This is a genomic window from Streptomyces longispororuber, assembly GCF_014656095.1.
Taxonomy (GTDB): Bacteria; Actinomycetota; Actinomycetes; order Streptomycetales; family Streptomycetaceae; genus Streptomyces; species Streptomyces longispororuber.
The window spans coordinates 55,234-69,613 of the sequence record NZ_BNBT01000026.1; the positions used below are offsets into that span (position 1 = coordinate 55,234).

Annotated in this window: 12 protein-coding genes and 1 riboswitch; of the genes, 3 read left to right on the forward strand and 9 right to left on the reverse strand. The window is 73.2% G+C overall.

Annotation, left to right across the window (positions count from 1 at the left end; translation table 11 throughout):
• Positions 1-55: 55 nt before the first annotated feature.
• The 4 genes from IE330_RS11770 to IE330_RS11785 all read right to left on the reverse strand — a co-directional run bounded on the left by IE330_RS11770 (position 56) and on the right by IE330_RS11785 (position 5,449).
• Positions 56-217, reverse strand: coding sequence for a hypothetical protein (locus tag IE330_RS11770; RefSeq protein WP_190135873.1), 162 nt, complete (start codon positions 215-217; stop codon positions 56-58).
• 30 nt (positions 218-247) lie between these two features.
• Positions 248-355, reverse strand: a riboswitch (SAM riboswitch).
• Between the two features lie 204 nt (positions 356-559).
• Positions 560-1,801, reverse strand: coding sequence for a vanadium-dependent haloperoxidase (locus IE330_RS11775; protein WP_190135874.1), 1,242 nt, complete (start codon positions 1,799-1,801; stop codon positions 560-562).
• 556 nt (positions 1,802-2,357) lie between these two features.
• A complete protein-coding gene (locus tag IE330_RS11780; protein ID WP_190135875.1) occupies positions 2,358-4,655 on the reverse strand; it encodes an FdhF/YdeP family oxidoreductase in 2,298 nt (765 codons plus the stop codon).
• A gap of 167 nt (positions 4,656-4,822) precedes the next feature.
• Positions 4,823-5,449: an SRPBCC family protein gene (locus IE330_RS11785; protein ID WP_190135876.1), complete on the reverse strand. Its 627-nt coding sequence runs from the start codon at positions 5,447-5,449 to the stop codon at positions 4,823-4,825.
• A gap of 620 nt (positions 5,450-6,069) precedes the next feature.
• On the opposite strand from IE330_RS11785, the gene IE330_RS11790 reads away from it, so the two are divergent.
• Positions 6,070-7,497, forward strand: coding sequence for an SGNH/GDSL hydrolase family protein (locus tag IE330_RS11790; protein WP_229925574.1), 1,428 nt, complete (start codon positions 6,070-6,072; stop codon positions 7,495-7,497).
• Positions 7,498-7,651: 154 nt separating this feature from the next.
• On the opposite strand, the gene IE330_RS39645 is transcribed toward IE330_RS11790, so the two are convergent.
• The 4 genes from IE330_RS39645 to IE330_RS11810 all read right to left on the reverse strand — a co-directional run bounded on the left by IE330_RS39645 (position 7,652) and on the right by IE330_RS11810 (position 10,612).
• The gene (locus tag IE330_RS39645; protein WP_190135877.1) at positions 7,652-8,263 is read right to left on the reverse strand and encodes a YbhB/YbcL family Raf kinase inhibitor-like protein; all 612 of its coding nucleotides are present in this window, start codon (positions 8,261-8,263) and stop codon (positions 7,652-7,654) included.
• Between the two features lie 432 nt (positions 8,264-8,695).
• Positions 8,696-8,917, reverse strand: a complete 222-nt coding sequence (locus IE330_RS11800; RefSeq protein WP_190135878.1) for a hypothetical protein — start codon at positions 8,915-8,917, stop codon at positions 8,696-8,698.
• A gap of 197 nt (positions 8,918-9,114) precedes the next feature.
• Complete coding sequence (locus IE330_RS11805) at positions 9,115-9,693, reverse strand: 3'-5' exonuclease (protein ID WP_190135879.1); 579 nt, start codon at positions 9,691-9,693, stop codon at positions 9,115-9,117.
• A 145-nt stretch (positions 9,694-9,838) separates the two neighbouring features.
• Complete coding sequence (locus tag IE330_RS11810; protein ID WP_308438997.1) at positions 9,839-10,612, reverse strand: NIPSNAP family protein; 774 nt, start codon at positions 10,610-10,612, stop codon at positions 9,839-9,841.
• Positions 10,613-10,749: 137 nt separating this feature from the next.
• Here IE330_RS11810 and IE330_RS11815 point away from each other — a divergent pair, with 137 nt between their 5' ends.
• Positions 10,750-11,727 (forward strand): helix-turn-helix transcriptional regulator, encoded by a 978-nt coding sequence (locus tag IE330_RS11815; protein WP_190135880.1) that lies wholly within the window; start codon positions 10,750-10,752, stop codon positions 11,725-11,727.
• A 177-nt stretch (positions 11,728-11,904) separates the two neighbouring features.
• On the forward strand, positions 11,905-12,606 hold the full coding sequence (locus IE330_RS11820; RefSeq protein ID WP_190135881.1) for an N-acyl homoserine lactonase family protein: 702 nt from the start codon (positions 11,905-11,907) through the stop codon (positions 12,604-12,606).
• Between the two features lie 27 nt (positions 12,607-12,633).
• Here IE330_RS11820 and IE330_RS11825 read toward each other — a convergent pair whose 3' ends face one another.
• A complete protein-coding gene (locus IE330_RS11825) occupies positions 12,634-14,190 on the reverse strand; it encodes an acyl-CoA synthetase (RefSeq protein ID WP_190135882.1) in 1,557 nt (518 codons plus the stop codon).
• Between the last annotated feature and the right edge of the window lie 190 nt (positions 14,191-14,380).

The following is a 14,380-nucleotide window of genomic DNA, read 5'->3' on the forward strand; positions in this document are numbered from 1 at the left end:
CGGCACACCGCGCGGGTGCGGTGTGCGTCAGGAGGTGCGGGGCCGCGGGGAGGTGTCAGCCTCGGCAGCGGGCGCGGCCGCCCGGCGTGGTACACAGCGCGCTGTTCACGCGGAGCAGGTCGACGGCACGATCGGCGACGAGCGGGGGCAGCGGGCTCGCGTACGGCTGTACGCGGCCCTGGGGGCGGCGCGTCGCCGTCCGGGGGGCTGCGTCCATGGCGTCACCGTCACCGTTCCGGCCCCAGGGGCCTCGCGCTTACCGAACATCATCGGCCGGGTCGTCACCTGGGGCACCCCACCGCGGGGGGAGGGTTGCCGGTCAGCAAGCCAGGGCTTCTCGCTGACGCTCATGACCGTTCCGTGCGGTAGTCAAGACAACCGCACGCACGGATGTCAACGCCGGTCCAGCAGGTGGAACGGCTGGACGGACGGCGTGGGCCGCCCTCCCCCGCGGCCCGTTGGCGGCGTGCCCCGGCGGTGCGGGTGCGCCGCCGGGGGGGGGCGAGTGTGCCGCCGGGGGGGCGAGTGTGCCGCCGGAAAGCGGGGCGTGTGCGCCGGGTCAGCGCGGAGCGAGGAGGCGTCCCGGGTTCTTCAGGACGTACCGTGCCACGTCCGTGCCGAGCGCGATCCCCGCCTCGTCGGCCGACCGGGTGTGGATGCCGGAGAGGACCCGGGCGTCGACGTTCTCGTCCGAGAGCTGCTTCCACGTGGTGTAGGTCCGGGTCACCCCGGGCGCGGTGGGGCTGGTCAGGGCGAACGGAGCGGTTCGCGGGCCCACGAGCGCCGACAGGACGGTCTGCGCGGCGCCCGCGTAGGTGGTGTGGCCACTCGGGTAGTCCGGGTGCGCGGGAGTGGTGTGCAGCGGCGTCCAGTCGGGATCGGGGTCGATGCCGCCGGTGCGGATCGCGGTCACGGGGCGCCAGCGTTCGTAGGCGTACTTGCTGTCGGAGGTGGCGATCTGCGTGTCCACCAGCGCGACGTGGAACAGCGCGACCAGCCGCGCCTGCCCGGCGATCCCCTGGTCCGTGCGGGAGAGCGCCACACGCAGCGGCTCGGTGTAGAGGGTCAGGGATGAGCCGAGCCAGAAGGTGGCCGTCCCGGTCTGGTGAGCGCTGCGCACCGTACTGTCGACGGCGCCGTACGCCCGCACCTCCGCGAGGTCGGCGGCATAGCGCCGCGAGTCCAGGGCGGGCGGCGGGCCGAGCCGGAACTGGCTCTGCGTCCTGAGCAGGAACGGCTCGGCGAGACGGTTGCCGTACTGGATCGCCGGCGCATGGGCCGGTGGCGTCGGCTGCCACACCCCCGGCGCCGCGGGCTTCACCGGATAGGGGGCGTTGACCGAGGCGGGGTCGAGCCCGTCGCCCTGCCTCGACGCGAGGACGAGGTCCGCCTGTCGCTCTCCGGCAGTGACGCCCCGCGCTTCGGCCGGGCCGTCGGGGATCGCGTCGAGGGTCTCCTTGAGCGTGGCGTCGAGCTGCTCCTTCCGGCTCGGGGTCAGCGTCACCAGCGCGCGGTGCACGGCCCCGGCGAGCGCCGCCTCCTGGTACGCGCCGCGGTCGACACCGGCGGGCACGCTCCGGACGGCCCGGGCGGCCGCGAGCCAACTGATGGCCCAGGTGCGGCTGTTGGTGACCTGGGTGGGTGCCCCGGCCGTCGCGATGGTCTCGGCCGTCGCGTCGTACCAGGCGAGGGCCGTCGGCGTACGGTCGGCCGCCGAGGCCTGGGGAACGGCGAGGGACGCGGTCAGCAGCGCGGCCGCGCCCAGGGCGACGAGGGCGGGCCGGGTTCTGGACGGACTCACGGGTAGCTCCTTCGGCTGGGGTGAGGGTGCCTGCGGGGTGCGGCACCCGCGCCACGGGAAGGCTGTGGGCCGGCCCTGGGGTTTCCCTCAGGGCAGGGCTGACGCGGGCGCCGCACGGCTACGCCCGACGAGCGGCTGCTCGACGGCGAGAGATGACGGCGGGCAGGGGAAGAAGAGCGCGAAGAGGGAGAAGAGAGAAGAGAGAAGAAGACGGCGAAGAGTCAGGCGAGCGGGATCGCGGGCCGGTGTACGGCGATCAGCAACAGACCTCGTCGAACTGGTCGGCGCGGCGGCTCACCCAGAACGGGTCGAGCAGCACCGTGTGTGCCGGGCCAGTGGTCTCCATGTGCGGATCAAAGCACAACAGGGAAGGATGCGTCCACCATGCGTCCACCAAGCGTCCCAGCGGCGACGAGGTCAGCCCCGCCTGCACCTGCCCGTCCCCAACTCCCCGACGTACAGAGCCGGGAGCCCCGCGTCCGGCATCCGGCACCCGGCGCCCCCGGCTACCGGTGACACCGCGCGGGGTGAGCGCGCGCGGACGCGGGGCCGGGCCTCACCGCGCTGCGCGAGGCGGTTCGAGGCGGACGACGATGCCCTTCGACGTGGGCTGGTTGCTGATGTCGGCGACGCTGTCCAGCGGCACCAGGACGTTCGTCTCCGGGTAGTAGGCGGCGGCCGAGCCCTTGGCGGCGGGGTAGGACACGATCTCGAAGTTCTCGGCACGGCGCTCGGTGCCGTCCGCCCAGACGCTCACCAGGTCGACGCGGTCGCCCTGGGCGAGGCCGAGTTCGGTCAGGTCGGCCGGGTTGACGAGCACGACGTGGCGGCTGCCGTGGATGCCGCGGTAGCGGTCGTTGTTGGTGTACGGGACGGTGTTCCACTGGTCGTGCGAGCGCAGCGTCTGCAGCAGCAGGTGGCCCTGCGGCGCCCGGGGGACGACGCGCTCGTTGCAGGTGAACAGGGCCTTGCCGACCTTGTTGGGGAAAACGCCCTCGTTGACCGGGTTCGGCAGGCGGAAGCCCCCGGGGCGGGTCACCCGGGCGTTGTAGTCGTGGAAGCCCGCCACGACGCGGGAGATGCGGTCGCGGATGGTGCCGTAGTCGCCCTCGAACGTCTCCCAGGGGATGTCCGGCTTGCCGTCCAGGGTGCGGCGCGCGAGGCGGCACAGAATGGCGACTTCGCTGAGCAGCAGCGGGGAGGCCGGCTCCAGGCGGCCCTGGGAGGTGTGCACCTCGCTCATGGAGTTCTCGACGGTGACGAACTGCTCGCCGTCGGCCTGGACGTCACGCTCGGTGCGCCCCAGGGTGGGCAGGATCAGCGCGGTGTCGCCGCAGACGGTGTGCGAGCGGTTGAGCTTGGTGGAGATGTGGGCGGTCAGCCGGCACGAGCGCATCGCCTCCTCGGTGACCTCGCTGTCGGGCGCGGCCCGCACGAAGTTGCCGGCCAGGGCGAGGAAGACCTTGACCCGGCCCTCGCGCATCGCCTTGATCGCGTTCACCGAGTCCAGGCCGTGCGGGCGCGGCGGGTCGAAGCCGAACTCCTTCCGCAGGGCGTCGAGGAAGGTGTCCGGCATCTGCTCCCAGATGCCCATGGTGCGGTCGCCCTGGACGTTGCTGTGGCCGCGCACGGGGCAGGCGCCGGTACCGGCGCGCCCCAGGTTGCCGCGCAGCATCAGGAAGTTGACGATCTCGCGGATGGTGGGCACGCCGTGCTTGTGCTGCGTGATGCCCATCGCCCAGCAGACGACGACGCGTTCGCTGCGCAGGACCTCGTCGCGTACCTTCTCGATCTCCTCGCGGGTCAGTCCGGTCGCGGCGTGCACGTCGTCCCAGTCGACGGTACGGGCGTGCGCGGCGAACTCCTCGAACCCGGCGGTGTGGGCGTCGATGAAGCCGTGGTCGAGGACGGTGCCGGGCCGGGCGTCCTCGGCTTCGAGCAGCAGCCGGTTGAGGGCCTGGAACAGGGCGAGGTCGCCGCCCGGCTTGATGTGCAGGAAGCGGTCGGCGATCTGGGTGCCGCGTCCGATGACCCCGCGCGGTTTCTGCGGGTTCTTGAAGCGCCGCAGCCCGGCCTCCGGCAGCGGGTTGACCGCCACGATCCGGCCGCCGTTGCGCTTGGCCTCCTCCAGGGCGGAGAGCTGGCGCGGATGGTTGGTGCCCGGGTTCTGCCCGACCAGGAAGATCAGGTCGGCGTGGTGGAGGTCGTCGAGGCTGACGGTGCCCTTGCCGGTGCCCAGGGTCTCGCTCAGGGCGAAGCCGCTGGACTCGTGGCACATGTTGCTGCAGTCGGGCAGGTTGTTGGTGCCGAAGGCGCGGGCGAAGAGCTGGAGGACGAAGGCGGCCTCGTTGCTGGCGCGGCCGGAGGTGTAGAAGACGGCCTCGTCGGGTGAGGCGAGCGCCTTCAGTTCCCGCGCGAGGACGCCCAGGGCGTCGTCCCAGGTGATCGGCTCGTAGTGGTCGGAACCGGGCCGTTTGACCATCGGCTCGGTCAGCCGCCCCTGCTGGTTGAGCCACATGTCGGAGCGGGCGGCGAGGTCGGAGACGCTGTGCTCGCGGAAGAAGTCGGCGGTGATCCGGCGCGTGGTGGCCTCGTCGTTGATGTGCTTGGCGCCGTTCTCGCAGTACTCGTTGCGGTGGCGCTCGCCCGGGGCCGGGTCCGCCCACGCGCAGCCGGGGCAGTCGATCCCGCCCACCTGGTTCATGGTCAGCAGGTCGACCCCGGTCTTCTTCGGGGAGGTCTGCTCCAGGGAGTACTCCAGCGCGTGCACGACCGCGGGGACCCCGGCGGCCCACTTCTTCGGTGGTGTCACGGAGAGGGTGGTCTCCGGCTCCTCACCGGACGGGTTCTGCATCGCTTCGCCTCTCACTTTCCGCTCGTCCCGCGCTGTCCGCTCGTACCGCTCGTACCGCTCTTCCGCACTTCCCGCTGCTCCGCCCTTCCCGCTCCTCCGCCCTTCTCGCGCTGTCCCCTCCTCCGCTCGTCCCGCGCTGTCCGCTGTTTCCCCGTACGGAACGTCACTCAGCCGACGGGCCAGTGGGCCACGCGGCTCCGGGGCGGTTCCGGGTGGTCGTGCTGCACGCGGCCGTTGCGGATGGTGCCGCGCCAGGCCCCGCCCTCCTGGCCGAGGCCCTCGATGAACCGCTTGAAGTGCAGCAGTTCGCCGCGCACGAGGCGGGCGGCCAGCCGGGTCACCCGGCCGGAGCGGGTGAGGGCCCGCGCGGCTCCCCGCGGCTCCAGGAGCATCCGGACGGTGATCGCCGTGCCGCCGGACCGCGTCGGCGTGAACTCGACCTCGCCCTCGTGCGAGGGGTGCTGCCGCAGGCCGCGCCAGGCCAGGTAGGCGTCGGGGTCCTGCTCCACGATCTCGACCGCGAAACGGCGGCGCAGGGGCCCGTAGCCGAGGGTCCAGACGGTCACGGTGGGCCTGACCTGTGCGACGTCGCGCACCACGCCGGAGAAGCGCGGGAAGGACTTGAACTGCGTCCACTGGTTGTACGCCGTCCGCACCGGCACCGCGACCTCGACCGTCTCCTCGACGTGCTGCTCGCGCAGCGGCCGACGGCGCGTGCCGCCGTCACCACCGGCAGGCGTGCCCGGCGGTGTGCCCGGCAGGGCCTGCTGGGCGTCGTCTTCGTGCGTCGCCATCGTGGTCTCTCCTCCGGGCGGAGGACCGGGCGTCCGGGGACCCGGCCTCCGCTCGCGCGTCGGGGCTTGTTTCCGGTACCCCCGTCGTGGGCTTTGAGTCAGCGGTCGCGTTCAGTTTCACCCCCTGCGGGTCCTCCCGCCACTCACCGTGATCATGTGCGTGATCGACGACGTGTGCTCCTGGGCGGTGCGCCCCCGCGGGGGTGCGTGATTGGCCAATTCCCGACTCGGCTCCGCGTCGACTACATGGACATGTCAGCACGGAAGGTGGTGACGTAGTGCGTGGGCACTTCTGGTGCGGCGTTCGGTTCGCGGGAGGAACGGGACGGCGGCGGAGGAAGCAGCCCGAGCCGATCACGCGGTCCACGGAGTCGCGTGCGTGCCCTGGTAGGTGTGCGTGCCCTGGTAGGTGTGCGTGCCCTGGTGCGTGTGCGACGCGGGACCACCGCAGTGAGGCCGAGGCGAAGGGACGATCGATGAGCGACCGGACGCACAGCACATCATCGAACCGGGACACGGGGCCCATGGCCCCCGGGGCCCCACACGGCGGGAAGGACCTCCCCTGGTGTCGGCGCACGAGCGCGGCGCCGCATCGGCGGCCCCGGACGACGGCCCGCCCGTTGACGGTCCTGGTGGCCGCGGCGGCGCTGCTGGCCGTCCCCCTGCTGCCGCTCCCGACGGCCCACGCGGACGCACGGGTCACCGCGGCGGCGGCCACGGGCGGGACGACGGCCGCCGACAGGGCAGCGAAAGCCGACACGGGGACGAGCCCCGACACGGGGGCGAGCGACGGCACGGGAACGAGCCTCGACACGGAGGCGAGCGACGGCACGGCGTCGGCCACCGTCGGCCGGTCGCGCGAGGCGGCGCGTGGCGGTGCCGCCCGAGGACGCGACGGCGACGGGTGGCGGGGCGCCTGGGCGACCTCCGTACAGCCGCCGGGGCGGACGCTCCTGCCCAACTGGTCGCAGGAGGGCTTCAAGCAGCAGTCGCTGCGCCAGGTCGTGCGGGTCAGCACCGGTGGCACCGCCCTGCGCTTCAAGCTCTCCAACCGTTACGGCTCCACCTCGTTGCGGGTGGCCGGGGCCGCGGTCGGGCGGACGGGCAAGGGCGCGGCGGTGCGTGCGGGCACCAGCCGGGCCCTGGCCTTCGGTGAGGAGAAGGCGGTGACCGTCCCGGCCGGTGGCGAGGTGTTCAGTGACGCCCTGCGGATGCGGGTCGGGCCGCTGGAGTCGCTGACGCTCACGCTGTACCTGGCCGAGCCCACCGGCCCGGCCACGTACCACATGTCGGCCTTGACCACGAGTTACCGGGCGCCGGGTGACCTGCGATTCGAGGAGAGCGGCGAGGCGTTCACCGACACCTCCGTGTCCTGGTACTACGTCGCGGACGTCGAGGTCAGGGGCGGCCCGACGGGGCGCGGGAACGGGGTGGTGACGTTCGGGGACTCGATCACCGACGGTTTCGCCTCCACCGTGGACGCCGACAATCGCTATCCGGACGAATTGGCGGAGCGGTACGCCCGCGAGGGACGGCCGCGCGGCGTCCTCAACCACGGCATCAGCGGCAACATGATCACCTACGGTACGCCGGGCACGGGCGAGAGCGGCGTCAACCGCTTCAAGAAGGACGTGCTCCCCGAGCCGGGCGTCAGCACGGTCGTCGTGCTGGAGGGCATCAACGACGTCGGCTTGAGCGAACTGCCGGGGAGCTCGGTGCCGGACATCTCGGTCGAGCAGCTCATCGCGGCGCACCGCGACATCATCCGGCAGGCCCGCGCCAAGGGTCTCAAGGTGATCGGCGCGACCCTCACCCCCTTCAAGGGCGCCGTGTACTTCAGCGAGCGCGGCGAGGCCAAGCGGGACGCGCTCAACGAGTGGATACGGACCTCCGGCGCGTACGACCGCGTCATCGACCTGGACCGGGCACTGGCCGACCCCGCCGACCGGGACCGGCTCGTCCCCGCGTACGACAGCGGCGACCACCTGCACCCGAGCGACGCGGGCTACCACGCCATAGCCGAGGCGATCGACGTCGACTCGCTGTAGGGGCCGGGCTTCGGCGTCCGGCACCTGTCCCCCGGTACGCCCGGTGCGGTGCCCCGTCCGAGGCCCGTTCGCCGGTTGCCGCCATGCGTCGCGCCGTCCTGCCGCGGTGGACGGGGAAGTGGAACGGCAGGGCGGCGCGGTGTCCGCGGCAACGCTACGACTCGCCGGTGATCCTGGCCGAGCCGATCGTCGCCGCGGCGATCTCCCTGGCGGCGGTCCGTGTCGTCGAGCTGGAGTTCAGGTTGGTCAGCGATGCCTGGTCGAGCGCGTGGACGACGAACTCGTAGGTGTTCACCGTCGAGGGCGAGCACGGCCCCTGGTAGCCGTAGAGGCTCGCGCTGCCACGGTAGTAGACCTGCCTGGCGCCCGCCGGGACCGAGGGCTGGTACTTGTGGTCGACGTTCTGGGGCAGCGAGGTCGTGCTCGCCGGGATGTCGTAGATGACCCAGTGGATGAGGTTGGCGTTGTCGAGATCGCGCATGACGATCGCGTAGCTCTTGGCGGCGGCCGGCGCACCCGACCAGGTCAAGGGCGGGGATTCGTTCCGCTTGGCGGGGTCGCTCCCTCCGCCGCTGGTGCACTCATGGACCTTGGGGATGACGCCGCCGTTGGCGAATGCGGTACTGGACAGGGCGAACGCGCTCCGACTCTCCGACGAGGCCGATGAGGCGGATGGGTCTGATGAGGCCGACGAAGCGGTGGCCGGTGCGAGACCGGCGGCCCCGGTGACGAGCAGAGCGCACAGCGCGACTTTCGCACTTCTCACTGGAGGCTCCCGAGGATGCTTGTGGTCGCTTGGGTGTCCGTGACGCGAGAGGGGTATTCACGCATCGAACGAGCCTAGGAACCCCGGGTCCTGCGGTCATGTCACTTACCGACGCGATCGATGTACTTTTCTCGCTCTCGGCTGTGTCATCCCGGACGGGATGGTCAACTCGACGGCGTCAACTCGAAGGCTCCGAGCCGCATGTCGTCGACACCCCCCAAGGCGGAATCAGACACATTCACCATTTCCCACATGCGTTTTTTTCGACACGGGCCGTGCGTGGTGAGTGAGTTCGCGGAGGCGTTCGTAACGGATCAGGGCCGTCGGGAGGCCGACGGCGTGCGGAGGGAGAGGGCCGTCGGCCCGGAGGCCGGGTGGCCGCCGGGCCGACGGTTCAGTGTCGAGCGTGTCGGTGACCGGCGGTGAGGCCGGTCAGACCCAGATGGACAGGCGGGCGGCGGTGGGCGTGGCGTCACAGAAGTAGCTGACCGCCTGGCCGCGGGCGACGTAGTCCTTGCCTGCCGTGTCGCAGGCGGCGGCGCTCGGGTACATGCCGACGTAGACGTACCCCGCTGCCTGGGCGGACGGGGCGAGCAGCAGGGCGGCTGCGGCCAGCAGTCCGGTCAAGCCGAGGGCCGAAATCACTTTGCGCATGGGTATGTTGCTGCCTTCCTGTTCCGGTGGCGAGCACTCCGGTCGTGATGCTCCGGTGCGTGGTGAGCAGCTTCCTTCACAGGGGGGTCGGAGAGCAATGGTCGAGACCAAAGCAACTTGGCCGGAAGCCGTCGGAGCCGCCCTGGCCGAGGGCGGGGGGTCTGCGGCTCGCCGGCCGCGCGACAGCGTTCGTCCTGTTACGCCGTGGCGGGCCATGCCCCGCGGGCCAGCAGGTCGAGGACGAGTGCGGCGATGTTCCACGCGTCGTCCTCGCCGCGGTGATGGCGTCCTTCGAACGGCAGCCCGGCGATCCGCAGGGCGTGGTCCATGGCGGGTTTCTTGCGCAGCCCGTAGGCCGCGGCGAAGACGGCCTTGGCGTTGGTGTGGGTCCGCTCCGCCGGATGGCCGAACGGGTAGGCCACTCCGTCGGCCCGGCTCTGCCGGGCGAATTGCCGGCGGTCGTACTCACCCCAGCTCGCCCAGGGGCGCTCCCCGGCCCCGTACTCCTCGACGAGGATCCGACACGCCTCGGCGAAGGTGACGCCCCTTTCCACCTCGGCCTGCGTCAGGCCGGTCAGTTCGGTGCAGAAGTCACTCACCGCCGACCGGGCGGGGCGTACCAGGACACGGTGGCGGGACACGCGGCGCCGTGCCGACACGTCCACGACGGTGAGCCCGATTTCGATGATCTCGTGCACGGAACCGGGCGGCGGCTGTCCGTCCCAGCAGGTGGCCTCTACATCGATGACGTTCAGCAGAGCGGGTTCCTGACGCATGGGGCCGAGGGTAGGTAGGCGTACCCGGATACGGCACCTCGTTTTCCCCCGCTGTTCCCGCCAGTGAGGTCTGGGGCCGGTCAGAAGCAGGCCGTACGCGGGGCAAGTCGGGACCAGCGGCACAGCACAAGGTTCGCGTGCTCGGTCAGGTGAGGAGTGAGCGTGGTGTCGGGGTGAGGCGGAGCGTGTGGGGGCGGGTGGCGGCGGCTTGCTCGATGGCCGGCAGGATCTTGCGGGCGCGGGGGTCGGTCCGGAGGGCGGCGAGGTGGCGGCGGTGCGCGTGCTCGTCGGGGTACGAGCCGAGGACCACGACGGCGTTCTCACCGGTGCGGACGGGCAGTCGGGGGAAGGTGTTGGGCGCGGGCTCGGTGGCCAGGACGGCCAGCGGCGCGGGTCCCGTCGCGCGCAGCGCGGGCAGCAGGCCGTCCCGGAGCAGCACCGCCCCCTCGTGCTGCCCCGGCGGGAAGGACCACACCGTGGCGGACACGAAGCGGTCCGGCGCCGGGGCACCCGGCCGCGGCCGGTCGGCGGGCCGGACCGCGGGGCCGCTCCCGGGTGCCAGCGGCCGCAGCAGCAGGACGTCGTCGGAGTCGAGCATCGTGACGTTCGCCCGCGCCCCGTGCTCGGCCCAGACGGGCCCGTCGTAGAACGCCGTCAGCGCGTGCCGGCGCGCCGCCATGTCCGGGAAGCCGCGCAGCCAGACGAAGCGGTCGGGGTCGTCGAGGTCCCGGAACTGGCCGAGCACGGTCATCCCGGTCTCCTCCTGGGTCTCGACGAACTCGCGGTCGAAGAGGTCGATCAGCTCGTCGCGGCGGCCGGGGCGCAGCGTGTACTGGCGCAGTTCGATCACGGCGAGACCGCCGGTGGGACGGCCGGTGGCACGATCGGTGGGACGGTCGGTGAGGCGGTCGGTGGGCACAGGGGCTCCTGTCGGCGCGTGGGTGTGGGCGGTCCCGTGCGGGCGGCCGGAACGGCGTGGCCCGGGGAGCGGGGGCGGGTCGACGGTAGGCGGCCCGTGTGACAGGGGGTGTCAGGGTTTCGGGGCAGGATGGGCGCATGTCTGCCGGGCGTCTGCTGTCGTTGCTGCTGTTGCTCCAGTCGCGGGGCCGCGTGACCGCGCGAGCGGTCGCCGAGGAGCTGGGCGTGTCGGTGCGGACCGCGTACCGGGACGTGGCGCGGCTGCAGGACGCCGGGGTACCGGTGTACGCGGAGCCCGGTCGCGGCGGCGGCTACCGCCTGCTCGACGGCTACCGCACCCGGCTCACCGGGCTGAGCGAGGGCGAGGCGCGGGCGCTGCTCTTCGCCGGGCTGCCCGGTCCGGCCGCCGACCTGGGGCTCGCGGCGGAGGTGACGGCGGCGCGGCTGAAGCTGCTCGCCGCGCTCCCGGCCGGGCCGCGGGAGGAGGCGGCGCGGACGGCGGCGGTGTTCCACCTGGACGTGCCCGGCTGGTACCGGGAGCCCGAACCGGCGCCGCACCTGCCGCTGCTGGTGGACGCCACCCTCACCGGGCGCGCGGTGGACGTGCGCTACCGCCGCTGGCGGGAGCCGCGAGAGGTGCGGCGCCGCCTGCGCCCCTACGGCCTGGTCCTGAAGTCCGGTACGTGGTACCTGGTCGCGGCCGCGGAGCAGCGGACCGCGACCTACCGCGTCGCCCACGTCCTCGACGCCGCGGTGAGCGACGAGCGCTTCGACCGCCCCGCGGGCTTCGACCTGGGCGCGTACTGGGCGTCGTACCTGGACGACTTCGAGACGCGCCGCTACACCGGCACCGCCACCGTCCGCCTGTCCCCGCGGGGGCTGCGGCGCCTGCCCGACAACGTGCCGCCGTACGTGGCGCGGGCCGCCGAGGCCGCCGCGGGCGCCCCCGGCGACGACGGCTGGGTCGAGACGGTCATCCCCGTCGAGAGCGTGCCGCACGCGTGCGGCGAGTTGCTGCGGCTCGGCGCCGACGTCGAGGTCGTCGCGCCGCCCGAGCTGCGCGCGGCCATGACCGCCACGGTGGGCGCCCTCGCCCGGGCGTACGGGGTGCGCTGACGCGAGCCGCGTGTCCAGGGTCCGTTGACCCGCCCGGCGTACGGGGACCGCTGACGGGAGCCGCGCGTCCGGCGTCCGGGCCGCGCGTCCGCGGGCCCGGTGGACGTCGCGCCCGCGGCCCCTCTGCTCTCGGCAGAGTCCGTGTGCCCGGTGCGCCCCGCCTGTCACCATGGCCGCATGAGGGGGAACGGTACCGTGCTGCGCAGGCTCGACCTGGGGTACTTCGTGCGCCCCGCGGCCGAGGCGGGCGGGCCGGAGCCGCGGGTGGAGCCCGCGTTCGCGTACCTGGTGCGGCACGAGCGGGGGCTGCTCCTGTTCGACACCGGCATCGGCGAGGCGGGGCCCGACACCGAGGCGCACTACCGGCCCCGGCGGCGGCCGCTGCGCGCGGCCCTGGCGGCCGCCGGGGTGGGCCTGGACGACATCGCGCTCGTGGTCAACTGCCATCTGCACTTCGACCACTGCGGCGGCAACCCGCTGCTGCCCGGGCGACCCGTGTTCGTGCAGGAGACCGAGCTGGCCACCGCGCGGCGCGGCGGTTACACGGCCGACCACCTCGTCGACTTCCCCGGCGTGCGCTACCACGAGCTGTCGGGCGAGGCGGAGGTCTGGCCGGGCGTGTGGGTGGTGCCGACACCCGGCCACACGGAGGGGCACCAGTCCCTCGTCGTACGCGGTGCCGACGGCGTGGTGGTGCTCGCGGGCCAGGCACGGGACCAGGCCTCGCAGTTCGGCGCGGACCAGTTGGCCCGGCGGGCCGCGCGGGACGGGGTCGCGGCGCCCTTGCCGGCGTATCCGCCGTGGCTGGACCGGCTGGCCGCGTTCGAGCCGCGCCGGGTGTGCTTCGCCCACGACGCGTCGGTCTGGGAACCGTCCTGAGCGCGGTGTCTCCGAGGTGCCGAGCCGTCAGGTCGCGGGGGCGCGGCCCTCCCAGTACGGCGCGCGGAGCCGCCGCTTGTACAGCTTGCCGTTGGGGTCCCGGGGCATCGCCGCGACGAAGTCGACGCTCTTCGGCCGCTTGTAGCCCGCCAGGTGCTGTGCGCAGTGGCGCAGGATGTCGGCGGCGAGCGCGTCGCCGGGCGCGTGCCCGGGCGCGGGTTCGACGACGGCCTTGACCTCCTCGCCCCAGTCGTCGTGCGGGATGCCGAACGCGGCGGCGTCGGCCACGGCCGGGTGCGCGAGCAGGGCGGACTCGATCTCGGCGGGGTAGATGTTGACGCCGCCCGAGATGATCAGGTCGGTCTTGCGGTCGCGGAGGAAGAGGTAGCCGTCCTCGTCGAGGTGGCCGAGGTCGCCGACGGTGAAGAAGTCGCCGATGCGGTTCTTGCGCGTCTTCGCCTCGTCCTTGTGGTACGCGAAGCCGCCCGTGGTCATCCGCATGTAGACGGTGCCGAGTTCGCCCGGCGGCAGCCGGTTGCCGTCGTCGTCGAAGATCGCGAGTTCGCTGATGGGCCACGCCTTGCCGACGGTGCCGGGCTTCTTCAGCCAGTCCCGGGCGGTCGCGAACGCGCCGCCGCCCTCGCTGGCCGCGTAGTACTCCTCGACGCACTCGCCCCACCAGTCGATCATCGCCCGCTTCACGTGCTCGGGGCAGGGCGCCGCCCCGTGCAGGGCGTGCCGCATGGCCGACACGTCGTACGCGGCCCTGGTCGCGGCGGGCAGTGCGAGCAGGCGGTGGAACTGCGTCGGGACCATGTGGGTGTGCGTGCACCGGTGGGTGTCGATGAGGCGCAGCATCTCCTCGGGCGTCCACCGGTCCATGACGACCAGCGGGTGGCCGATGTGCAGGGCGGCGCCCGCGAACTGGAGGACGGCGGTGTGGTAGAGCGGCGAGCACACCAGGTGCACGTTGCCGTCGAAGGGCTTGATGCCGAAGAAGCCGAGGAAGCCGCCGAGGTGGGACTCCTCGGGGGGTGTGCCGGGCAGCGGGCGGCGGATGCCGCGCGGCCGTCCCGTCGTACCGGAGGTGTAGTTCATGACCCAGCCGAGCGTCCGGTCCGGCGGCGGTGACGCGGGCTGCCCGGCGAGGAGTTCGGCGTACGGGCGGAAGCCGGGCACGTCGCCGACGGCGTACCGGCGCGAGGCCGGGAGTCCGGCCTCGTCGGCGGCGGCGGTGGCCGCGGCGGCGAACCGTTCGTGGGCGATGAGCACCCGGGCGCCGGAGTCGGCGACGATCCAGGCGATCTCGGGGCCGACGAGGTGGTGGTTGACGGGCACGAGGTACAGGCCCGCCTGGGTGGCGGCGAGGTACGCGGTGAGGAACTCGGCGCCGTTCGGCAGGACCACGGCGAACGCGTCGCCCTGCCGCAGGCCCGCCGCGCGCAGCCCGTGCGCGAGCTGGTTGGCGGCGGCGTGCAGGCGCCCCGCGGTCCACCGGGCGCCGTCGGGCGTGGTGAGGACGGTCCGGTCGGGGTCGGCCAGGGCCTGGGCCCAGAAGCCGTTCGGCGGAGTACTGCTGGTCATCGGGGGCCTCCTCGGGTTCGGGTCCGCTGGGGTGCGTGTGCCGCCGGTGCCGGGTACGTGCGGCGCCCGGGCCGGGTGCCGGGTGCTTGTGCCGCCGGTGTCGGGCGCCGGGTGCCTGCGCCGCCGGTCTCGGGCGCCGGGTGCTGTGCCGCCGGTGTCGGGCGACCGTGGGGCGGGGCCGCGCGCGGGC